This window comes from Paenibacillus sp. CR_12, from assembly GCF_041953985.1.
Taxonomy (GTDB): Bacteria; Bacillota; Bacilli; order Paenibacillales; family Paenibacillaceae; genus Paenibacillus_AQ; species Paenibacillus_AQ lautus_A.
On sequence record NZ_JAVFHO010000001.1, the window covers coordinates 398415 to 421412 of the forward strand.

Here is a 22998-nt window from a genome sequence, read left to right on the forward strand (position 1 = left end):
GACTCTAAGGGGCTAGGACGTCGTGAATACAAGAGCGTTATCTGAAATCAATGCAAATCTGAAATACTCAAATATAAATACCTACTAAGAGAAGGTGTTTTCATGGACAAGAATTCATTAAATAGAAGAAACATAATTGTGGATGTGGAAAATGGTGTCGGCAGCTCGGAAGATTTAAAAACGGATGTTGTTCATAAAACAAACAGCCTATATTGGGATACCAAAGGCAATGACTTCTTAAAAGCAATCGTGCTCCCTTATTATGGAGCATTTATCTCAGAAGAAAAGTGCCAGCTTTTTGGTGATATCTCAGGAAAAAAACTGCTGGAGATCGGCTGCGGAAATGGTCAATCTTTGCAATATCAAGGGGAACGAAATGCATCTGAACTATGGGCTGTGGATATTTCAGAAAGACAAATTGAAAAGGCAGCGCAACATTTGAAGTCATGTGGTATAGCAGCAAAATTGATATGTTCTCCTATGGAAGAAGAATGCGGCATCCCAACGGATTATTTGATTATGTTTATTCAATTTATGCCATAGGTTGGACCACCGATCTTGAGGGTACCTTTCGACGAATATCTTCTTACCTTAAAAAAGACGGGCTATTTATTTTCAGTTGGTCTCACCCTATACACAGATGGATTACTACAGAAAATGATAGGTTTGTAATTAATAAGAGTTACTTTAATGAAGGTTGGTATCCGGTAGCAGTTGATGAAGGTGAGCTATTGTTAGCGGACCGGATGCTGTCTACCTATGTAAACGCGCTTGCGAAAGCAGGGTTTATAATTGAGCTAATGATTGAGGAATCTGATCATGAATTTATGCAATCGCGGGATGAAAACAGCGATATGGCAAAGAGAGCAAAAATGCTTCCAGTAACTTTTGTGATAAAGGCAAGAAAACTATAAAATATAAAAACAAAAGCGAAACTGACTCCAAGATTTTTAGAGGTTCCAGGAAGGCATTGACATCCGATAACAAAACATTTACGCTACGGGTCGCTGTCGCGCCCCTTGGTCTGCCCGAGGATTTTCAGGGAAGATGAACAGGTGGACAACCCTGCACTGCCTAACCGCATCGCGGCCGCTCCCGTTGGTCGCTTACTGCAGTATGGGTTCGTGAATGCCCGAACGTTATCTGAAAGATACGCTTATAAGTGAGGGTGATTCGTTTGAAGCAAGGACAGATTGTGTTCTTGAACGGAACCTCAAGTGCAGGAAAGACTAGTATTTCTATGGAACTGATCAATCAGAAAGAGATTCTTTTTCAACATTTATCCATAGATGATTTTTTTCATAATTTCAATGATCTTATTAATAACAAATTTCCAGATTTAAAACCAGTAAAAGAATTGGATGATGTAGTTATCGGACAAATAATGTTTGATCCTATAATCTCCATGTACTACGCCACAATTAAACTGTTTTTAGAATATGGTTTGAATGTAATCGTCGATACCGTAATCGAAAATGACAAGTGGTTTAATGATTATCTTGATGTACTTTTTGATTATCCTACATTATTCGTAGGTGTAATATGCTCGAGAGAAGAACTCACAAGAAGAGAGCAAATCAGAGGAGATCGAATGATTGGACTAGCAAATTCCCAGTTCGACAAAGTATATTGCTTTAATGAATATGACCTTGAAGTAAATACTGAAGAGTTGAATCCAACAGAATGTGCCGAAAAGATATTGAATTTTATTAAGTCCGATCAGGATTACTCGGCATTTAAGAAATTAAGTAAAAGAAATGTTAGTTGTTCATAAAAGGCATATCCATCAGGTAACACCATATTCACGCTGTGGGGCTATTGCCCCTGGGTTGTCAGATGAATAATCATGGAAAAAGCTCAGACAACAAACGCGCCAACCTAAGATAAGAGTTATCTAAGTCTGGGCCGTTTCGTCAATACAAGAACGTTATGCGTCATTTCCGGTAAATATTAAAGAAATATTTAAGGAGATCATTTATGAAAGGTAAGATACTCATATTATTTTTTATTACGATAGTGTTTTCATCTTGTCAAAATAGTAGTCAATCGACTACCTTGAACAGCGAAACTAAATCAATAATGAATTCTGAACTGCCATCTGATGTAGTGAGTACAGGTAATGGAACAGAATCGAAAGAAATAACTGAAGGTCGTACAGATCCTTCTAACTATGAAGTGTTAACCATGAGCATTGGGAACCTTGATTTGAAAGGAGAATTTTATGATGAAATGCTTCGAAATCCTATAGATCATGATTATGAGGTGGAATTTAATGAATTTCAAAATTCCAAAGAGATTATTACAACATTAGAATGGGGGGCGTTGGAAAGCAAATATACAGAGATTTGGGATAATGAGTTAAATCATATATATAAAAAGCTTCTTTCTAAGTTGGATAGAGAACCAAGAGAAGCACTAATTGAATCGCAGAAAGATTGGTTACAGTATCACTTAAGGGAAACAAAATTTGTAGAGAAGTCATTTATTAATAATGGTTACCTTGGATCGCAAGGATCGGTAAGCCTAGGCAGGGTTATAAAGGAGAGAATTAGGGAAAGAACAATGCAATTATTTGAATATCGATATTTGCTAGATGGTGAAGTTGAGTTTTTATACCAAAGCAAAAAATAGAGTTGGAATCTTGATTAAAGGTTTTTAGCACTACAGACCTTATATAAATAAAAAATAATCAACAAAACATATAAAAGCGTTATAAAATGAGTTATACTGAGGTAAGAATAAGTAAGGAGCCGTGCTGGAACACGACTCCAAAGCACAATAACTGCATAAAGAGCAGTCGGCCATAGGAGTTAGGTCGAGAAATAGACCGTTACCTTAGCGAGGGCGGTCTATTTCTTTTTCATGTAGGTAAGCAATGCCAGAATGAACATGCCGAACATGAACATTAAGGAAAGTGCATCTTTGACCTCAATGGGCATCACCTCCCTTCTGGGAGATTAGCCGACCGCCCTTAAAGCCGTATATTGTACTAGAAAATTATAACATATAAGATATGATGAAATACCAATAAAATACTATAAATAACTAGAATGAATACATAAGGAACAATATATATCTGTAAAACATTTATGAGAATGTAATTACAGATAAGGCAGTAACATCACTAAACCATGCATCTAAGCTCCGCCCCTTGGTTTTTTCATAAGCAAGCACGCTCATAGGCGAAAATTCAGACAACACACGACCCAGCCTAAGATAAGAGCTATCTAAGGCTGGGTCGCGTCACAGATGCGGGAACGTTATGTGAAATCATCCTAAATACAGAGGAGAATGTGAATGATAATTCGTGAAGCTGGATCCAATGACGCCGAAGCTATTGAAGGACTATATAAAGAGTTGCTTCCAAACAACACAAAAATAAAAGTGTTGGAAGATAGAATAGAAGAAATTAAACAAGATCCTAATAGTTTCTTGTTCATTTGCGAAGTAGACCAAGAGATCGTTGCAACTGCACATCTGCATCTATGTTTAGATGCGTTGATAGAGTCACAACCTTTTGGGGTTGTAGAACGTGTAATTGTATCTGGAAAAAGACAAGGTCAAGGTTATGGATCGCTCATTATGAAGCATATTGAAGAGCTGTGTATTTCAAGGGGTTGTGTTAAGGTCTTTTTAACCAGCGGAGCTTCGAGGAAGCAAGCACACGAGTTCTATACAAAGTTAGGTTATGACGGTGATTCGAGTAAAGCCTTTAAGAAGTACTTATAATTTTTGAAAGTTATTCTAAGATGAGGCAGACATCACATAACACCATATTCCCGCAGCGGGCGTTCGCCCCTTGGTCCGCGAAGAGCGAAGGGATTTCACTGCGGAGCGAATTCAGAGGTACAGGGAAGCGTTGGCGGACAACCCTGCGAACCTAACCGCGCCGCGACCGGCCCTTCGGGCCTTAAGGTTCTCGGGTTCGCGAATACATATACGATATCTGAAAGCTAGGCACTAATATTTTATCTGGTGGTGACTGCAATGACGCAAATTGAAGAACATTTTCAAGAGTTCCCTGTTCTTGAAACTGAACGAACAAGATTAAAGAAGATAAGTTACTCGGATCAGGATGATATGTATAGTTATTGTAGATTTCCTATGGTATCGAGATATACCGTTTGGGACACTCATCAGTCACTTGATGATACAAAAGCATTTATTGAATTTGTGTTAAACCGTTATGACACACAGAAGGTAGGACCTTGGGGAATTGAGCACAAACAAGCAAAGAAACTAATTGGTAGTTGTAGTTTTGTGAGTTGGGATAATCGAAATAAAAGGGCAGAGCTTGGTTATGTATTATCAAATGAATATTGGAATCAAGGATACATGTCCGAGGTAATTAGAAGAATTTTAGAGTTTGGATTCAATGAATTAGGGTTAGTTCGAATTGAAGCAAGATGCCATCTGGATAATATCGGATCCGCCAGAGTAATGGAGAAGACTGGAATGCGATTTGAGGGGGTATTGAGAAGGCATATCTGGGCAAAGGGTGCATTTCAGGATGTAAAATTGTATTCAATAATTAAAGACGATTTTGCAAGTGAACTCGAAGAAGGCCCGTCCATCAGATAACAACGCATTCCGGCAATGCGGCCAAAGCCCCCTTGGTCCGCCCGAAGAGGTGAGCAAGGAAGCAGAAATCAGCATGCCACTTCTGCGAACCTAAGTGGCATGCTACCCAGCGCTACGGGCCATAAGGTTCTGGTTGTTGTGAACGCAAGAACGTTATATGAACCGCCGAAACCTGATAAAAACCTAAGAGTGAGGGAATCATCATGCCCAATGTGTCTGCCAGATACATTCATAAGAATGAATTAGAACAACTACTTTTGCTATATAAGCATTTAAATGCAGGTGATCCAGAACTGAATATATACGAAATACAAGATCATTGGCGAGAGATAATGAATGACAAGCTGATGAAGATTATTGTTGTAGAGCATGAGGGGAAGCTTGTCTCTTCATGCGTTTTAGTTCTTATTAGGAATTTAACTAGGGGCGCAAGACCATATGGCTTGATTGAGAATGTTGTTACACATTCTGATTATAGAAAGAACGGTTACGGGAAATTAGTACTTCAAAAAGCAGTCGAAACCTAGGGAGAATGATTGTTACAAAGTGATGTTAATGACAAGCTCTAGAATGGAAGGAACCCATAGCTTTTATGAGAGCTGCGGATTCACTAAAGGGGATAAGACAGGATTTATAATTAAGATGTAATGAGGGGAATTCGAAGATGCGCCGGCATCATTTATCATCATATCCACGCTTCGGAGCCTGACGGCTCCTCGGTCTGCGGGATGAGATTGGCAGGGGAGAGAATTCGGCGGACCCATCTGCGAGGCTAACTGCGCTCCGCTCAGCCGGTTTGGTTGGAGGCTACGCCTCTCCAGATGCGTACTTTAAGCCTCTCGACGTCGTGAATACAAGAACGTTATACGACAGAACAGAGAGATGATAATAGTTAGATTCATAGTAAAAAATGCATTAACCAGAACAACAGAGCGAAAGGACGCTATCCCTTATGAAATTTTCAACGAACGAGCATTCGATTCACGACATTCGACTTGCCCGCTATGCCGCCGTGTCCACTGCCTTAAGTCTGGTAAGTGATGAACAGCTTAGCAAGCGAGTGGAAAAAGCTACGGTTCTAAATACTGGTATTGGCGGTACAACGGCTTTCTTACAAATTGATGAGACACCCGTGTTCGTGAAAATGGTTCCGCTTACGGAACTTGAAAGCCACTCCGAAAATTATATGTCTACCAGAAACGCGTTCAATCTTCCACCGTATTGCCACTATGGGATAGGTTCACCAGGTGCTGGAGTGTGGCGTGAGGTCGCTGCCCATACCATGACCACCAACTGGGTTCTGGCGAGACAGTGTGAGAACTTTCCCCTAATGTATCACTGGCGGGTGTTAAAAAGCCCAGAACGGCGTAATCCAATCTCTGAGGAACTGAGCGATGTTTCAAAAATGGTTGAGTTTTGGGGTACTTCAAAAATACGGGATCGTATTGAGGCCCTTGAGCAATCCAACTACAATGTTGTACTGTTCTGTGAGTACGTACCTTACAACCTGCATAACTGGCTTACCGAACAGGTCGCTATTGGTGAGAATGCAGCCAATTCAGCGTTTGCCTTGTTGGACTCAAACTTGCTGTCAACGGTCTCCTTTATGAATGCGAACGGATTACTACATTTCGACGTTCACTTTAACAATGTTTTAACCGACGGACACCGTGTGTATATTTCGGACTTCGGACTTGCAACGTCTTCTCGATTTGAACTGTCAGATTCCGAATTGGAGTTTCTTGAATTGAACAAGACTCATGATGGATGTTATGTGGCAACACAAATAGTGAACTGGCTTGTAGCAGCATTGACGGGTAGGATGAACCGTTCTGAACGAATCGAATTCATACGTCGTTGTGCTGAGGGTAAGGAATTCCTAGAAGTGATGGATTCGGCAGCGGAGATTATAATGCGGTACGCTCCAATAGCTGTAGTGATCAATGATTTCTACACCAATCTCGTTTCGAAGAACAGAAATACATCGTTTCCCGTTGAGGAGATTGAACGGGTCTGTATGAAAACTGGGTTCCAGCTGCCCTTCTCGAATCCCAGGCTGGTCTAGTCTACTTTAGATTTCCAAATGTTATATCATGATTGGAGCTGAATTTTTGATGTTGCCTTCCCTAGAATAAGAGCTATCTAAGGGAGATGGACGTCGTAATACAGGAACGTAGGTGAAATCATCCAAGAACTTAAAAACATTTATAGTTAGGAGATTCTATGAAGCGAACAATTATGATTAGCGATATTCATGGATGTATCGATCAATTAAATCAGATGTTGCATAGTATCAAATTTAATTCGATTGATGATCAGTTGATTTTGCTTGGTGATTATGTAGATAGAGGGCCTAATAGTAAAGCAGTAGTCGATAAAGTAATCGAATTAGTAAGCATGCATAATGCCATTGCTTTACGAGGCAATCATGACCAACGATTGGTTGATTTAATAAATAATGATAGCGCATTGATTCGATCTAAATTTATTGAACATGGGGGAATACAAACCCTCCAAAGTTATTGTGATATTAATAACATGAATAACGAAATCTCTGATGAGATATTGAACCAGGCGAAGGATACAATTAAGACTTTTTTTGGTCACCACATAGACTTTTTAAGTGAATTACCTTTATTTCACGAAGATCATGATCACATATATGTTCATGCGGGATTGAATCCCAATTTTATAGATTGGAAGAACCAGCCAGAATATGATTTTATGTATATTAAGGATGAATTCATTCAACACGCTTTTGAGGATCTAAACAAAAGAGTTATTTTTGGACATACAAGAACTATTGATATCCATGGCACATCAGATATTTGGTTTAGTAAAGACAAGATAGGAATTGATGGCGGATGTGCATATGGATTGCAGTTGAATTGTTTAATTTTTCAAGAAGGATCGTATATAACGGAACAGATAATGAACTTTTGAATGTTAATCCAGGAAGCGGGGGACATCACCTAACATCATATCCACGCATCGAGCCTGACAGCTCCTCGGTCCGCGAGAAGCGATTGGCAGGGAAGCAAATTCAACGGACACATCCGCACCGACTAACCGCATCGCGGCCGCTCCCGTTGGTCGGTTGGACAACGTGGATAAGGGAACGTTCAGGGAGGGTTATATGAAGACCATTATTTATATGGTTAGGCATGCCGAGTCACCATATACAGAAGGAAATGAAAGAACCAGGGGGCTTACCCTAGAGGGAAAGATGAACGCAGAAAAAATAACAGAAATATTAAAGGATGAAGGAATAAACATTATTACATCAAGTCCTTATGCTCGAGCAATTCTAACATTGGAGGGGTTGGCCAAAGAGTTAGAATTAGATATTCAGATATTTGAGGATCTTAGGGAAAGGCACTTTTCAGACTATGTTATTACTAATGAAGAATTTATGCCTGCAATGAAGAAGATGTTTGATGACCCTTCCTATGCATTGCCAGGAGGAGAGTCTAATACTGTTTGCCAGAATCGATCAGTTGTAGTGTTGAAAAATATCTTAGAAGAACACAAGGGAAAGAAAATTGCTATTGGAACACACGGGAATGTAATGACATTGATGATGAATCATTTTAATCCGAATTACGGATTGGATTTCATGAATCAAACAAAGAAACCAGACATCTATAAATTAAAATTTAAAGACCTGGTATTAGAAGAAGTAACAAGACTTTGGAAAGAATAGATTAATTTATGAATGGATCGAATAGAACTTTGGGCATCGCGTAACAACGTATTCACGGTGGTGCATCCTTGCGGCTCCTTAATCTGCCCGAGGCATTTCGGAGAAGTTAAGTCAGGCAGATAACCCTGCGAGGCTATGTTCGTTGAACCGGTCGTTGTTCCCCATAAGCCTCTCGGGTTCGTAGATACATTAACGTTATATGACATACCCGAAAACCAAATTTCACTTTTTCCTATAAATAAATTTGTACACATAAGGAGATATAGCAATGGAAAAAAACAATTTACTAAGAATGGACAATGTCGGCATCGTTGTAGAATCCCTTGATGACGCAATTTCTTTCTTCGAGGAGATTGGCTTGAAGCTCGAAGGGCGAGCCACGGTCGAAGGTGAATGGGCTGGTCGCGTAACCGGACTGGGTTCTCAGTGCGTAGAGATTGCTATGATGGTTACCCCAGACGGCCACAGCCGAATTGAGCTTTCCCGATTTCTCACCCCACCTACTATATCAGATCACCGGACTTCTCCTGTAAACGCCCTCGGTTATCTACGCGTCATGTTCACCGTGGAAGACATTGACGAAATGGTATCCAGACTCACTAAGCATGGTGCTCAGCTCGTTGGCGAAGTCGTTCAGTATGAGGACTCGTATCGGCTCTGCTACATTCGTGGAACCGAAGGAATTCTAGTCGGTTTGGCGGAACAACTCGGTAACAAATAAGCAACGTACATTTATAAACATCAGTTACTGAAATATACATTTCTAGAAGCATCGTGCTGACGCCCCGCTCGCAGAAGTGTGGATTGAATTGAAACGAATGACGGTCTTATTAAAACTTTAACCGTTATCTGAAAGACATGTGAAACTTAAAAAACATAAAAAAGGAAGATCATATGAAACGAATAGACGTTGCGTATTCTTTGATTACAGATAAAGACAAAACAAAAATCCTCATGGTGAAGAATCATAAAAACGGTACTTGGTCATTACCAGGTGGAGGCGTTGAAGAAAACGAGACCTTAGATGCGGCTGCAATCCGCGAAGCAAAGGAAGAAACGGGATTTGATATTAAAGTCCACGGTGTAGTGGCTATCAATGAGGCAATATTAAGAAAACATGATGAACACGTAGTGTTTATTACTTTTAGAGCTGAAATAATAGGCGGACAACAAGAGATAACTAGACCATCCGAAATTAGTCATGTTGAATGGGTAGATATTGATAGAGCAGATGAATTTATGCCTTATTATCAAGAAGGATTAAAAAATATTGTAAAAAACGAGATTGAAATCAAGTATTTTAATGAAGGAAAAGTTTGAAGGAATTGTAAAGTAAGTCGAGGAGGACAAGTCCTTCAAATAAAACACCATATTTACGCATTGAACCGTTCGTTACTAGGTCTGGTATGAGGGATTTCAGGGGAGCAGGATCAACCTGACAACCCTGCACTGGCTAAGTCCGTCGGACCCAGGTATTCGCCCCTTAAGCCAGTGAGGGTTCGTGAATATAAAGAAGTTATCGGAAAACAGCGCAAACCACAATTCCTCAATCATATGGTGGTGAGACTTTTGATAAGTAAGTTCAAAATCGAAGATGAACAGCTTATTTTATTCATACAAAAAAACTACGGAATTCTTATTAAGGATATTGAATTTATTCCGGTCGGGGATTCGGCGTATTCCTATAAAGTAAATTGTATTGACGAACAACAATATTACTTGAAGTTATTTGATCATCATAATGATAGACAAAGAGAGGGAATACGACGACTACATTATTACCTACCTTTGACTTGGGACCTTTATCATCAAGGGTTGTTTATAAACATGACTCATCCAATAAAGAATTGCTTTGGGAGTTTATTTACTAAATTAGAAGACATCACTATAGTTTTATTTAATTTTATAGTTGGAGAGACCTTGACCGAGGCATATCCTTTCTCAGATGAGATTCTTGTAGGAATTGCAAAGTCCGTGGCTACATTAGAACAGATTACTCCGCACGTGAATCAGAATTTATTGCCAAAGGAATCATTTGATATCACTTTCGAATCTGATCTTTTGAGATGTATTTCGATCCTTGAGAAATCAAATCTAAACAATGACTTAAATCAATCACTACGAAAGCTTGTTTTATTAAAGAAAGAACAAATTCTCTTTTTCATGAACTTAGTTAGAGAAATTCGGAATTCAGTTCATATCAATGCTAGCCAACTTGTTTTGTGTCACGGTGATATGTGGGGTGGAAATATCATATACCACAATAATCAGTTGTTCTTTTTAGACTGGGAATCGGTGATCATAGCACCACCTGAGTATAATTTGTTTGGCTATATTGGTTCGAGTTTCGACATCTTTATATCTTCCTATAGTAAACAGTTGGATCGAAAAATTCAGATTAATCTGGACTTGATTCGCTTTTACTCTTATCGTGCACATCTTCGTAATCTATCTAACTGGGTTATGAATATTCTATTTAGGAATAAAGATGAGTCTCAAAGTATCAATGACTTAGAAATGATTCGAAACCACTGTTTAAATCGATTTGATCAAATTGAACCCAATATAAGAAATATTAGAAGAGACATAGTAAGTTGAATACTTATTCGAAGAAGGCGCTGACATCTTAATAACAATGTGTTCACTCATCGGGGCATACGCCCCTCGGTCCAGGCGGGAAGTCGGAGAAGTAATTGCCGGCTAAATTCGCACTACCTAACCGCATCACTGCGCGGCCTTTCGGGCCTTATGGTGGTGGAGTTCGTGAACACACCAACTTTATTAGCCATGGGGGAGAATGCGATTATAACCAATCTAAAGAATAGAAGAACGCTTCTTGTCCTCATACTCGTTATAGGGGCTGTATATTTTGTTCTAGGTGATATGAATGGTTTCATGAGTAAGTCAAACTTAAATAAAGAAATTCAGGTAAAACTAATCTCCAGCACGGAGATGTCCAAAGCACGATACACCAGAAAAGGATCAGGTGCATATATCGATTGGATAGACGTTGAATTAAATCAAGATGAAATTAATAATATTGTAAATTGGATTAATTCTGTACCTGATTCAGATCGTATTGCGTTGAAACAAATACCATCAAACACCAGCATTAGTGCAGGGATTGTTTTTAAATTAAAGGCCGGAAAAGAAATAAGAATCCAATATGATCTTGAAAAGATTTATATAACAAAAACAGATATATGGACTAGGCAAATGATTTATACAATCGATCAAGAAAACTTAAGGGATTTCTTTGATCAACAACTTAAAGGGTTTTATTTTGGAGAAGACAAGGTAAATAAATCTTGAAGGTGATCCAGTAAGCCCGCCCCACATCATAGGCGTTGACATGAACCGTGATGAAGCGACTGAGGAATTGAAGCGCAGTCTTTTAAAATCGATCGAAGCACAGAATTGATGAAAGGTCCGGCCAATAAGAATGTGGCCGGACCTTCGTCGTTGTTCTGACACTTTGGAATCTGGAGGATTAACTCGGTTCAATATGAACATGGACGTCGTAAACGCCGTGCGTTTCTTTTAATTCATGCTCCACCTGGTCCGAAATATCATGGGCAACCCGAATGTCCAGATTGGATCTGACCAGAATGACGATGTCGACCACCGTGTTGCTGCCGTAATTTCTTGCCCGAATGTCTTTGACCCCTTTGACGCCAACCACTTGTTTCACGGTTTCTTTGTAGCCTTTGATGATGTTCTCATCGAATCCGTCGGTTAAATGATGAGAGGCATCACGGAATATATCCCAGGCGGTTTTGCATATCAGAAAACCTACCACTATGGCCGTCAGCGGGTCGAGCCAGGGAAGCTGAAATTGGGCCCCGATGATGCCGACAACCGTGCCGATGCTGACCCAAGCGTCCGAGAGGTTATCCTTCGCGGCCGCCATTACGGCTTGGCTGTTGATTTGGCTGGCAAGACGCTTGTTATAGCGGTAAACGCAGTACATGACAATTGCACAGCCGATCCCGGTCCAGGCGGATATGAGATCAGGCGATTCGTGGGTACCTTCAAACATGGAAGATGCGGCCCCGAACAATACCTGGATCCCGACGGCCATCATGATGAAAGAGGCGATCAAGGATGCTACCGTCTCCGCTTTCCAGTGTCCGTAAGGATGATCCCGGTCCGCAGGTTTTTGCGATAATCGTAGTCCGATCAATACGGCAATGGATGCCACGATGTCGGTAGCATTATTTAATCCGTCGGCACGCAGAGCTTCGGAGTTCGCCGAGTAACCTATCAATAGCTTGATTGCAGATAGACAAATATAAGCAATGATGCTGATGATCGCACCTTTTTCACCCAATTTTAAATCCTTGTAACGTTGTTCTTCCACGTCTGGCCGACTCCTTCCGCACACCCTTAAAAATAGTACCTGACTATAATACCAATCCACGCATGGGTGGGTCTAGAGCAACGTTTTTTCCTGTCGCTTAATATGTGACAAGGGGCAAAAAATGTTGCGCCGGACTAAGAAAGATAGATTCCGGTAAAACGCAAAAAATGCCGGCGATGCGCCGGCCGTTATTTGTTGTATATATCAACCGTAGATAGGCAGCCACAATCGAATATCCGCCTATCGTAGGCTATCGATTGTTTCTCCGAGATTTGCGGCGGAGGATGCTTATCGTGAGCATGATGGAAAGAATCCCGATTATGGCATGCATAGGCCTCTTGCCTCCTGAAGGTTCATGATGGAACATCGGTTATGCATCCATATTATTCACGATGAAAGCTTCGTGCTTGGGTTGTTATGCAGGGCAGGCCGCAGAATCGAGAGAAAGAGTTACGCATTCCGCTATGGCGAACATAATCCATATGCTACGGCGTTCGGTTCGTTTTCCTCGCTTTTGCCGTTGATTGGCGGGGAACCAGAACCGTGGGCAGCTTGATCTGCTGGTATTCGCTGCTTCGATTCTCTATTTGCTCCATAATCAGCCTGCCGGCTTCACGGCCGAGCTCGAGCTCCTGCTGGACGACGGCCGTAGGAGGAACGATGCAGAAATCCGGATACTCCACATCGTCGAAGAAGACGACCGACAGATCCTCCGGCACGGAGATGCCGAGCTGCAGAGCCGCTTGAATGACATGCGGGCTGAAATTAGAGGACAAGAGAGCCGTCATCTGCGGATTTGCCTTCAAAAACTGCTGGATCATGGCGATCACCTCATCGTCACTGCTGGTCATCGCCAGCTTGGTCATCTGCATGCCGCGATCAATGAGAATGTGGCGGTCCTCAAGTGCTTTTTCGTAGCCGTGCAATCGGTCCTCAATGCTTGATGTTCCTTCGGCAAGCGTGGAGATAAACCCGATTTGGCTATGACCGAGCTCATGCAGATGGTTGACGGCTTGCATGGCCGCCGCATAGTTATCCGAGCTGATCGAATTGGTGTCCACTCCCTTTAGCTCGCGGTCAAGCAGGACAAGGGGGAAGCGGTTCAGCGTAAGCGACAGGATTTCGTTGTTGTAGTGCTCACCTTCCACGGGATAAATGATGAGTCCTTTGACTCCGGCCTGCTTCATTTCCTGGATCCTCAGAATTTCATGTTCCTGGGAGTCGTTGGTTTTCGCGAATAAGAGCTGATATCCGTTCCCGGACAGGCTATCTTCAATTCCGCTCAGCAGATTAGCGGTGAACCGGTTGTCCAGACGGGGCAGGAGAAAACCGATAGCGGGCACCGTGTGAGCTGCTTTTTCCTCTGTTGAGATATTGGATATATCCTCCGGACGGTGGTCGGACACAAAGGTGCCCTTACCCTGCAGTCTGTAGACTACTCCTTTATCCACCAGTGTCGTCAGCGCATTCTTCACCGTAATTCGACTGACGCCGAATTGTTCCGCCAACTCATTCTCGGAAGGTATGCGGCTCCGCGGCTTCCAATTTTCGTTCCGAATTTGTTCAATGATAAACGTTTCGATTTTCTTGTACATGGGCGTGAATTTTTTTACCATGGCATTTATCTCCAATCGCTAATAGATCCGTTTTAAATATATTATATAAATACAACATATACAAGTGTTGTTTATTTATATCAAGTTATTATGAGTACAAGAAAAATGATCAATCCTTATTTATGGCTGATAAACCCGTATTGTCTTATTTTAAAAGAAAATGTCGGGTTCGTTTCGATCTTTAGTTGTATCAAAAAATAAACATTTACATCAAAAAATATGTTGTTTATATTGTTATTAAAGTTATTGGATGAAGCGTTTCCAATACGACGTATTCATCTCATATGAACCGCAGGATGGTGTAAGTTCCTTGAGATCAAAAGGAGGTGCAGCAGCTGTTATCCCCATATGGCAAGTCATAATGGAATCGTAACGGAAGAACATTCAAAATCGAAGATAAGGGTGGTTGCGGAAAATGAAAACCAGAGCAGGAATGATGATGACGCTGTTGACTGTTTTTTCACTAATTGTAAGCGCTTGCGGAGGAGGGCAATCTGGCGGAACTGAATCTGACGCCAATAAGGAACTGACGATGTGGACCTGGAAGGTGGCTTATACGCCGGGAATCGAGGCAGCCGCGAAGCTGTACGAGGAGAAAACGGGCGTCAAAGTCAAAGTGGAGACCTTCACGCCGGACGATACGTACCGCCAGAAATTTCAGGCTGCCGCTAACTCCAAGAATCTGCCGGATATCGTGAATTGGTGGGCAACTGCCGGCGATTCAATCGAGAACTCCGTGATGGAGCTCTCGGGAGAGGTTGGCGACGATATCTTGAACACTTACTACAGTGCAGCCATGGATCCGATTATCGTCACGCAGAGTCAGGTTGATTCCTGGCAGGCAGACAAGAACGCCACAACGATTCAAAAGTCGCTGAAGGCCGGCCAGTTCTACGGGCTCCCCTTGGATATCGGCGGATTCTTTACCTTCTACGGGAACAAAAAGCTGATCGAAGAAGCGGGTCTGACCGCGGAAGCGCCAAAAACCTGGGAGGAATTCGTCTCGATGATGGAGACGATCAAAGAGAAGACGGGAACGCCCGGATTGGTGTTTGGAGCCAAGCTTCCTGATTTGTGGGAGAACTGGGCCGGATCGGCTTTGTCCATCATGCTGAATGAACCGCAAGGTTATATCGACCTGCTCGAACGGAAGTCCAAATTGAGCGATCCGGCGAATCTGCCGGTGGTGAAAGCGATGGAAACGTTAGCCAATAAAGATCTGTTAATGCCGGGCATTCTTTCGACGGATATCGATGGTGCCGATCAGGCATTTGCGGCAGGCAAAGCTGCTTTTGATCTGGGGGGTTCCTTCACGATGTCGACGCTGCTGGCCATGGGAATGAATCCGGAGGATATCATTACGTTCCCGGTGCCGCCGCTGGAAGGATCGAGGATTACGAGCTGGACGACGGATCCGTTTACTTTGACGATGCTGTCCGTGAACAAGGATTCCAAGAACAAGGATCAAGCGCTCGACTTCATTAAATTCTTGACCGCCGATCCGGATGCGGCCGTTGCGTTTGCTAATGCGGCGTATACCGTACCGGCACTGAACCTGGGTGACCGCGCGCAGGACCTGGACCCGAACCTGAAGTCGATATCGGAAGCGTTCGCAGCGGAGCCTGGCCCGTACAGCCAAGCGTCCCCAGCGATCAATACGTATCGCGGCAAGCATAAAGAGTGGGAAGTGTACGCCCAATCGATGCAATCCATGATCGAGAAGAAAATGACGGCCGAAGAAGTGGCCAAAACATTCGACGACACGATGGAAAGTCTGAAAGCCAGCGGCAACTAAGCCGCATTCCGAGCGATCGGCCGGACCCGCCCCGGGTTCAGCCGATCGCTAAATTGAGAAGCCAAAGGTGATGGATCATGATAAAGAGTCGAAATAAGTGGGTGCCTTATCTTTTTTTACTGCCCGGCGTACTTCTGTTTCTTGCCATCGGCATATACTCGGTCGGATTCTCGATCATGCTCAGTTTTTATAACTGGTCAGGAATTGATTTTTCAACGGCGCGGTTCGAAGGGCTCGCGAATTTCCGTCAGTTCCTGCTTGGCGATGATCCGATCGTAACCCGAAATTTCTATAACGCGGTACTCCATAATCTGGTGATTGCCGTTTCCCAGGTCGTGGTCGTCGTACCGATCGCGCTTGTACTGGCCTTTGTGCTGCAGAACACAAAGGCGGCGTCCTGGTACCGTACAATCTACTTCCTGCCGATGATAGCATCCGGCGTAGCGATTTTCTATGTATGGAAAGGATTATTTGAGCCAACCGGAGCATTTAATTCGCTGTTCCTGTGGCTGGGGCTGGATTTCCTGGCGGTGCCCGGGGGGATGCTCGGAAGTTCATCGACCTCCTTGCTTGGCATTATTCTAACATCCATATGGGGCGGCCTGCCGGGAACGCTCATTCTGTATTACGCGGGCCTGACGTCCATCGATCCCACTCTTTACGAAGCCGCAAGCGTAGACGGCGCCAAAAAATCCACGATGATCATGAAAATCACGTGGCCGCTGCTGAAGCCCATCACGCTCATCGCCGTCATCCAGATGGTGAACGGTGCCTTCCAGGCCTTCGAGAATGTGTTCATCATGACGGGCGGCGGACCGGCGGGCAGCTCGGAGGTTATCGGCACCCTGGTATATCGAACAGCCTTCCTGAACAATGACTACGGTCTGGCCAGCGCGATTGGATGGGTATCTTTTCTGATTACCGGCGTTATCGCCATTTTCAGCATCCGTTCATTCCAGGCGGACATCTAAAGGAGGATCACATGGTCAAACTTATTAAACACGTCGTTCTCGTCCTGTACGGATTGACCTGCCTGTATCCTTTTGTATGGATGATCGGCACATCGCTGAAAACATCGCAGGATGCGCTAGCCAATCCGCAAAGCCCGTTTCCACAGGCCGCACCGGCTTGGTCCACGTTCGGAGAGGTATGGAACAAGCTGAATTTCTATCAATTTTTTGTCAACAGCGTGATCGTGAGTGCAGTCGTCATTGTCGGCGTCATCCTTATCTACACCATGATGGCATTTTCATTTGCGAAGTTTATTTATAGAGGCAAAAAATTCATCTACTACATGTTTATCGCACTTTTGCTCGTTCCGGGGGTCACTACGCTGATCCCGCTATATATCAACATGACAAATCTGGGGCTGCAAAATACGTACGTCGGCATGATCCTGCCCATGATCAACGGCGCCGCGCCGTTCGCCATTTTCTTGTTCACCAGCTATTTCCGCACGATTTCACATGAGCTCTACGAGAGTGCCGTGCTGGACGGCTGCGACAATTTCAAAATCTATTACAGGATCTACCTGCCGCTTGCACTGCCTGCGATCGGAACGATTGCCATCCTGAACTTCATCGGCAGCTGGAACAATATCCTGTGGCCGATGATCATCGTGGACAGCCGGGATATGTTCACCTTGCCTATGGGACTGATGTACCTGGATTCTTCCTCCTTCAAGAAATGGAATGAACTGATGGCAGGCGCGTTGATTACGGTCATTCCGATTCTGGTCGCGTTCCCGTTCATGCAGAAGATGTACGTCAAGGGGATGACGGTCGGCTCGGTCAAAATGTAATACCGCTTGAACTCGTTATCATCGATAACGAATCAACCCTGAACTAAACCTTACAAGATTGGGATGAACTGGATGACTACAAAAACAGCGCACGTTATCGCGCATTCGCATTGGGATAGAGAGTGGTATCTGCCATATGAGAAGCACCGGCTGAGACTGGTTCGGCTGGTGGAGGATGTCATCGAGACGTTTGAAAAGGACCCGGCATTCACAAGCTTTCACCTGGATGGCCAATATATCGTGCTGGAGGATTACTTGGAAATCATGCCGCACAGGGCGGACCAGGTCCGATCGTTGGTCGAACAGGGCAAGCTGATCGTGGGCCCTTGGTACATCCTTCAGGATGAATTCCTGGTCAGCAGCGAAGCCAACGCGCGCAACTTGTTGATCGGCATCAACGCGTCAAGGAAAATGGGCGGTTACCCGAAGATCGGTTATTTCCCGGATTCCTTCGGCAACATGGGGCAGGCGCCTCAGCTGATCCGTCAGGCGGGCATCGAAGTAGCCGTGTATGGGCGCGGCGTGAAGCCCGTTGGATTTAATAACGAAATACAGTCAGGCAGCGGACACGGGCATACCTCCAAATACTCGGAGATGTTATGGGAATCGCCCGACGGTTCCAGGGTGCTGGCGATCCTGTTTGCCAATTGGTACAACAACGGGATGGAGATTCCAGTGGAGCCTGATGAGGCAAAAGCGTACTGGTCTCGGAAGCTTGCCGAAGCCGAAGAATTCGCTTCAAGCCCGGAGCTGCTGTTCATGAACGGCTGCGACCATCAGCCGCTGCAGAAGGATCTGACGGTGGCTTTGCAAACGGCCGGCAGCCTCGTGCCCGGCGTGGCGTTCCGCCACTCCAGCTTTCCGGAATATGTCGCGGCTTTGCGCAGTGCAAGCCCCGAGTCGCTGGACGTCATCCGCGGCGAGCTTCGAAGCCAATGGACCGACGGTTGGATGACGCTGGTGAATACAGCGTCCAGCCGTGTATATATCAAGCAGCAAAATGCGAAAACGCAAACGCTGCTGGAGAAAGTGGCCGAACCGCTGGGCGTTATGGCATCGCTGGCCGGTGCGGCGTATCCGCGGCATGAGCTGCTGTATGCCTGGAAGAGGCTGCTTCAGAATCATCCGCATGACAGCATCTGCGGCTGCAGCATCGACGAGGTGCACCGGGAGATGTTGACGCGGTTTGCCAAATCGCAGCAGGTTGCCGAATCGGTTGCGACGCAGAGTGCCGCCTGGGTAGCGGAATCGGTAAATACCTCCGGCTTCGATCCGGAAGCCGCCCGCCCATTCGTCGTGTTCAACAGCTCGGGGCACGGCCGATCAGGAATCGTTAGGGCGACAGTGGAAGTGGAGCGGAGGTATTTTGACCGCCAGCCGCCGCATTTGAAGTATCAGGAGTTCAAACAACAATGGGAGGCATTTAATCCAGATGAATGGGGTATAACGGACTCTAATGGCCATCAGGTGGAAGCCGTGATTACGCCGATCGGGCCAGTCTTTGGTTATGATCTCCCGGATGACCGGTTCCGTCAGCCCTACTGGGCTTATCAAGTGGAAGTGGAGCTTTACGTTCAAGACATTCCAGGGATCGGCTACCGCACGTTCGCCTTGGTCCCCAAGGAAATCCTAAGTGTGAAGGCGTGGGAAGCATCCGTATCCTCCGAGTTGGTTGCAGGCGATCATGTCATGGAAAACCGGTTCCTTCGCGTCGAGATTGCCAGAGACGGATCGTTTGCGTTATTGGATAAAGTAAACGGCCGCTTATATGATGGCTTGGGTCTTTACGAGGATACCGGCGATATCGGGAATGAATACATGTACAGACAGCCGGATGATGAAGTAGCACTGACTACTCAAGGGCTCCCTGCGGACATTAAGCTTGTGCATCATACAAGGCTGAGAGCGGTATACCGAGTCGAGCACGCCTGGAAGCTTCCGACCCGTGCGGATGACCTGCTGGATGAAGAGATTCGGTCCATGGTGCCGTTCCGGTACCGTCAATCCCGGCGGGTGAGCGAGATGGCGGAGGTTCGGATTGTAACCGAGTTGACCCTTGAGAAGGACAGCCGTAGGGTCGGCATCAAGAGTTACATCGACAATACGGTGCGGGATCATCGCATCCGAATGCTGTTCAGAACCGGCCTTGAGGCGGACCATGTTACGGTTGACTCCATCTATGAGCTGGCGCAGCGTCCGATTCAACCGGAGGCGGAATGGAGCAATCCGAGCAATGCCCAGCATCAGAATGCCTTTGTTAGCATTAGCAATGGCCGTGAAGGACTTACGATAGCAAATAAAGGCCTGAACGAGTATGAAGTGCTTGCCGAAGGGAATACACTTGCGGTTACCTTGCTGCGCGGAGTTCGGGAGCTGGGGGATTGGGGCGTATTCGCGACGCCTGAAGCGCAGTGCCTGGGGCAGCACACCCTGGAGATGGAACTGATCGCGCATGATCTGGACGTTATCCGTTCCCGTGCTTATGTGCAGGCGTATCAATTCCCGGTTCCATGGACGGTGCAGCAGACCGGTGTTCATGGAGGAACGCTGCCAGCTTCTCAGGAGTTTTTGCAATGGGAGGGCGAAGGTCTTGCTTTCAGTGCGCTGAAACAGGGTGAAGAGAAGCATGATCTGATGTTCCGGGTTTTCAATGTGTCTTCGGAAGCTGCAACGATGAAGGTGAAACCTTTGTTTCAGGTTGATCAAGTTTATGAAAGCACGATTATTGAAGAAATGGGAGAAACCTTGAGTCCGGACGAGGATGAACGTTATGCGTTGAAGGTCGGCCCGGCAACAATTCAGACCCTTGGCATTCAAACGCCGGCTCGATGATCCACGCAGATCTCTTTGAATAGAAGGAGGGGAAGGACATGGCTATCATTTCAGGCATTCAATGTATTCGTACCCGGCATGACGGAAGCTGGGTCATTGTCAAAGTGCTGACGGACCAGGACGGCCTGTACGGGATCGGCTCTGCCAGCGATATATACCAGCCCGGAGCGATTGTCAGCGTCATCGAAGAATTGCTGAAGCCGCTTCTGATCGGCCGGGACGCGAGCCAGATCGAGGACATCTGGCAAACGATGTATACCAGCGGGTATTGGCGCAACGGTTCGACGCTTCATACGGCGATGGGCGGCATAGATATGGCATTATGGGACATTAAGGGCAAGGAGGCGGGGCTTCCGGTGTATCAGCTGCTCGGCGGCGCAGTCCGTTCTGCCGTGCCTTGTTATGCGCATGCCAACGGTTCCACCTATGAGCAGCTGGAAGAAGAGGTGATGGCTTATCAAGAGCAAGGCTATGGCGTCATCCGCTGCCAGCTTGGCGGATACGGCGGCGGCGGTTTTGTATCCTCTCGGCTGCCGTCAACGATTTTTCCGCCTGCGAATCGATTTGATGAAGCCAGTTACATTACGGCCATTCCGGCTATGTTTGAAAAGCTTCGCGTTCGATTCGGCATGAATCTGTCTTTCACGCATGACGTGCACGAGCATTTGACGCCCTCGGGAGCGGTTGCCCTATCCAAGGAGCTTGATCCATACCGCTTGTTCTTCTTGGAGGATCTGCTTCCGGCGGAGCATACGGACTGGTATCGCAGCGTGAGGGTGAACAGCACGACCCCGCAAGCCGTGGGCGAGCTGTTCGTGCATCCTCAGGAATGGCTGCCATTGGTCAAAGAGCGCTTGATTGACTTCGTAAGGATGCGTGTCTCCAAGGCCGGAGGGATTACGCCATGCCGCAAAATCGCCGTCGTCTGCGAAGCATTCGGCGTCCGTACCGCATGGCAGGAAGGCGGGGAGAACGATCCGGTGAATCAAGCGGCCGCAGCCCATTTGGACATGGCCATCATGAGTTTCGGCGTGCAGGAGAGCAACCATTTCCGCGCAGAGGAGCAGGAAGCCTTTCCCGGCCATGCCGTGCTGGAAGGCGGGCATCTGCAGCTTAACGACAAGCCGGGGCTCGGGATCGATATCGATGAAGCTAAAGCGGCCGCCTTGCTGCGCGATCCGAAGCGCCTGACATCCTATCACCACCCATACAAGCTGGACCGCAAGCCGGACGGAACGCTACTTCGGCCGTAAGGCTAATGACAAGGAGGCATCATCATGAACAGAATCATCGTCACAGGCTCGGAAGGCAAACTCGGACATTACGTGGTGGAAGAGCTGAACCGGGCGGGTTACAAGGTCATTGGGACGGATACCCGCCCGTCCAGCGGAAGGAACCGGTATGCCCGCTATGTGCAAGGGGATTTGAATCAACTTGGAGAGGTATATGGATTATTAGCCGAGGCGGATGCCGTGATTCATTTGGCGGCTATACCGAATCCGGTCAGTTATTCGCCTGAGCGGATATTCGCTAACAATGTCATGTCCACCTATAACGTTATGGAGGCCGCATCGAAGCTGGGTATCCAGCGTGTCGTATTCGGATCCAGCGAGTCGGCTTACGGCTTTTGCTGGGCGAAGCATCCGTTTGCGCCTCACTATCTTCCCGTGGACGAAGACCATCCGCTGCTGCCGCAGGAGAGCTATGGACTATCCAAACAGACCAACGAGCATATCGGCGACATGTTTGCCAGACGGGTGAACATGCAAGTCTTCGCGATGAGGTTTTCATTAGTTCTGACGCCGGAAGAGTATAGCCGCGAGATCGCCGCTTTCTCCGACACCGCCAGGCACCATCGTATTTTATGGAGCTACGTCGATGCGAGAGATGCAGCCACCGCCTGCCGTCTAGCGCTAGAAACAAGCCCTAACGAATCGCAGGAGGCCTGCCGACTGGATGTGACGGCCAGCGATATTCTCAGCGATGTTGGTCTGGAAGAGCTGGCACGGCGATATTATCCGCAGGTACCATTGCCAGGGACCTCTATTCAGGAATTGACCGCTTTCGTAACCAATCGGCGCGCACGAGAGCGGTTGAACTGGAAGCCGGTGCATTCATGGAGGGAAATTCTAGGACAGCAAGACATGCAATAAGGAATAACCCAAACCCGATCCATTGATTATTGAAACTCTTGGAATCGTGTCGTCTGGTCCGTTATTGTAGCAGACCAGCAGTATCTTAGTGCATGTACGGATGCTGCAGGGGACGGACGGTTATTTTCTACCGGAAGAAACGCTGACCTCGGAAGAG

At 45.7% G+C, this 22998-nt stretch carries 21 protein-coding genes and 1 pseudogene; 19 read left to right on the top strand and 3 right to left on the bottom strand.

The annotated features are described in order from the left end of the window. The first annotated feature begins 102 nt into the window (after positions 1 to 102). From RB297_RS01880 to RB297_RS01890, 3 genes and pseudogenes are all read left to right on the top strand, one after another. Positions 103 to 914, top strand: a pseudogene (locus RB297_RS01880) (class I SAM-dependent methyltransferase). Positions 915 to 1177: 263 nt separating this feature from the next. Continuing rightward, a complete protein-coding gene (locus RB297_RS01885) occupies positions 1178 to 1774 on the top strand; it encodes a chloramphenicol phosphotransferase CPT family protein (RefSeq protein ID WP_375119559.1) in 597 nt (198 codons plus the stop codon). 203 nt (positions 1775 to 1977) lie between these two features. Then, complete coding sequence (locus RB297_RS01890) at positions 1978 to 2631, top strand: lysozyme inhibitor LprI family protein (RefSeq protein ID WP_375119560.1); 654 nt, start codon at positions 1978 to 1980, stop codon at positions 2629 to 2631. Positions 2632 to 2849: 218 nt separating this feature from the next. Here the strand turns inward: RB297_RS01890 and RB297_RS01895 are convergent, their stop codons facing one another. Further along, positions 2850 to 2933, bottom strand: coding sequence for a putative holin-like toxin (locus RB297_RS01895; RefSeq protein WP_220687457.1), 84 nt, complete (start codon positions 2931 to 2933; stop codon positions 2850 to 2852). A 364-nt stretch (positions 2934 to 3297) separates the two neighbouring features. Here RB297_RS01895 and RB297_RS01900 point away from each other — a divergent pair, with 364 nt between their 5' ends. From RB297_RS01900 to RB297_RS01945, 10 genes are all read left to right on the top strand, one after another. Further along, positions 3298 to 3729 (top strand): GNAT family N-acetyltransferase, encoded by a 432-nt coding sequence (locus RB297_RS01900; RefSeq protein WP_375119561.1) that lies wholly within the window; start codon positions 3298 to 3300, stop codon positions 3727 to 3729. Between the two features lie 258 nt (positions 3730 to 3987). Next, positions 3988 to 4581, top strand: a complete 594-nt coding sequence (locus tag RB297_RS01905; RefSeq protein ID WP_375119562.1) for a GNAT family N-acetyltransferase — start codon at positions 3988 to 3990, stop codon at positions 4579 to 4581. A gap of 203 nt (positions 4582 to 4784) precedes the next feature. After that, positions 4785 to 5108 (top strand): GNAT family N-acetyltransferase, encoded by a 324-nt coding sequence (locus tag RB297_RS01910; RefSeq protein ID WP_375119563.1) that lies wholly within the window; start codon positions 4785 to 4787, stop codon positions 5106 to 5108. Between the two features lie 425 nt (positions 5109 to 5533). After that, positions 5534 to 6646, top strand: a complete 1113-nt coding sequence (locus RB297_RS01915; protein ID WP_375119564.1) for a protein kinase domain-containing protein — start codon at positions 5534 to 5536, stop codon at positions 6644 to 6646. A gap of 158 nt (positions 6647 to 6804) precedes the next feature. Further along, positions 6805 to 7524, top strand: coding sequence for a metallophosphoesterase family protein (locus tag RB297_RS01920; protein ID WP_375119565.1), 720 nt, complete (start codon positions 6805 to 6807; stop codon positions 7522 to 7524). Between the two features lie 193 nt (positions 7525 to 7717). Then, positions 7718 to 8284, top strand: a complete 567-nt coding sequence (locus RB297_RS01925; RefSeq protein WP_277748688.1) for a histidine phosphatase family protein — start codon at positions 7718 to 7720, stop codon at positions 8282 to 8284. A 268-nt stretch (positions 8285 to 8552) separates the two neighbouring features. After that, complete coding sequence (locus RB297_RS01930; protein WP_096775448.1) at positions 8553 to 9005, top strand: VOC family protein; 453 nt, start codon at positions 8553 to 8555, stop codon at positions 9003 to 9005. 173 nt (positions 9006 to 9178) lie between these two features. Further along, the gene (locus RB297_RS01935; RefSeq protein WP_375119566.1) at positions 9179 to 9604 is read left to right on the top strand and encodes an NUDIX hydrolase; all 426 of its coding nucleotides are present in this window, start codon (positions 9179 to 9181) and stop codon (positions 9602 to 9604) included. A gap of 240 nt (positions 9605 to 9844) precedes the next feature. After that, complete coding sequence (locus RB297_RS01940) at positions 9845 to 10882, top strand: phosphotransferase (protein ID WP_375119781.1); 1038 nt, start codon at positions 9845 to 9847, stop codon at positions 10880 to 10882. Between the two features lie 165 nt (positions 10883 to 11047). Then, the gene (locus tag RB297_RS01945; RefSeq protein ID WP_375119567.1) at positions 11048 to 11596 is read left to right on the top strand and encodes a hypothetical protein; all 549 of its coding nucleotides are present in this window, start codon (positions 11048 to 11050) and stop codon (positions 11594 to 11596) included. 178 nt (positions 11597 to 11774) lie between these two features. On the opposite strand, the gene RB297_RS01950 is transcribed toward RB297_RS01945, so the two are convergent. Further along, on the bottom strand, positions 11775 to 12644 hold the full coding sequence (locus RB297_RS01950; RefSeq protein ID WP_096775451.1) for a cation diffusion facilitator family transporter: 870 nt from the start codon (positions 12642 to 12644) through the stop codon (positions 11775 to 11777). 485 nt (positions 12645 to 13129) lie between these two features. Further along, complete coding sequence (locus RB297_RS01955) at positions 13130 to 14260, bottom strand: GntR family transcriptional regulator (protein WP_375119568.1); 1131 nt, start codon at positions 14258 to 14260, stop codon at positions 13130 to 13132. 415 nt (positions 14261 to 14675) lie between these two features. Between RB297_RS01955 and RB297_RS01960 the strand changes: the two genes are divergently transcribed. The 6 genes from RB297_RS01960 (at position 14676) to RB297_RS01985 (ending at position 22841) form a co-directional block, all read left to right on the top strand. Then, a complete protein-coding gene (locus tag RB297_RS01960) occupies positions 14676 to 16055 on the top strand; it encodes an ABC transporter substrate-binding protein (protein ID WP_375119569.1) in 1380 nt (459 codons plus the stop codon). Positions 16056 to 16132: 77 nt separating this feature from the next. Then, positions 16133 to 17026, top strand: a complete 894-nt coding sequence (locus tag RB297_RS01965) for a carbohydrate ABC transporter permease (RefSeq protein ID WP_096775454.1) — start codon at positions 16133 to 16135, stop codon at positions 17024 to 17026. An 11-nt stretch (positions 17027 to 17037) separates the two neighbouring features. Beyond that, the gene (locus RB297_RS01970; protein ID WP_176502492.1) at positions 17038 to 17856 is read left to right on the top strand and encodes a carbohydrate ABC transporter permease; all 819 of its coding nucleotides are present in this window, start codon (positions 17038 to 17040) and stop codon (positions 17854 to 17856) included. A 72-nt stretch (positions 17857 to 17928) separates the two neighbouring features. Further along, complete coding sequence (locus RB297_RS01975) at positions 17929 to 20688, top strand: alpha-mannosidase (protein ID WP_375119570.1); 2760 nt, start codon at positions 17929 to 17931, stop codon at positions 20686 to 20688. Positions 20689 to 20726: 38 nt separating this feature from the next. Then, on the top strand, positions 20727 to 21941 hold the full coding sequence (locus tag RB297_RS01980) for an enolase C-terminal domain-like protein (RefSeq protein ID WP_375119571.1): 1215 nt from the start codon (positions 20727 to 20729) through the stop codon (positions 21939 to 21941). 24 nt (positions 21942 to 21965) lie between these two features. After that, on the top strand, positions 21966 to 22841 hold the full coding sequence (locus RB297_RS01985) for an NAD-dependent epimerase/dehydratase family protein (protein ID WP_096775458.1): 876 nt from the start codon (positions 21966 to 21968) through the stop codon (positions 22839 to 22841). Positions 22842 to 22998 lie beyond the last annotated feature (157 nt).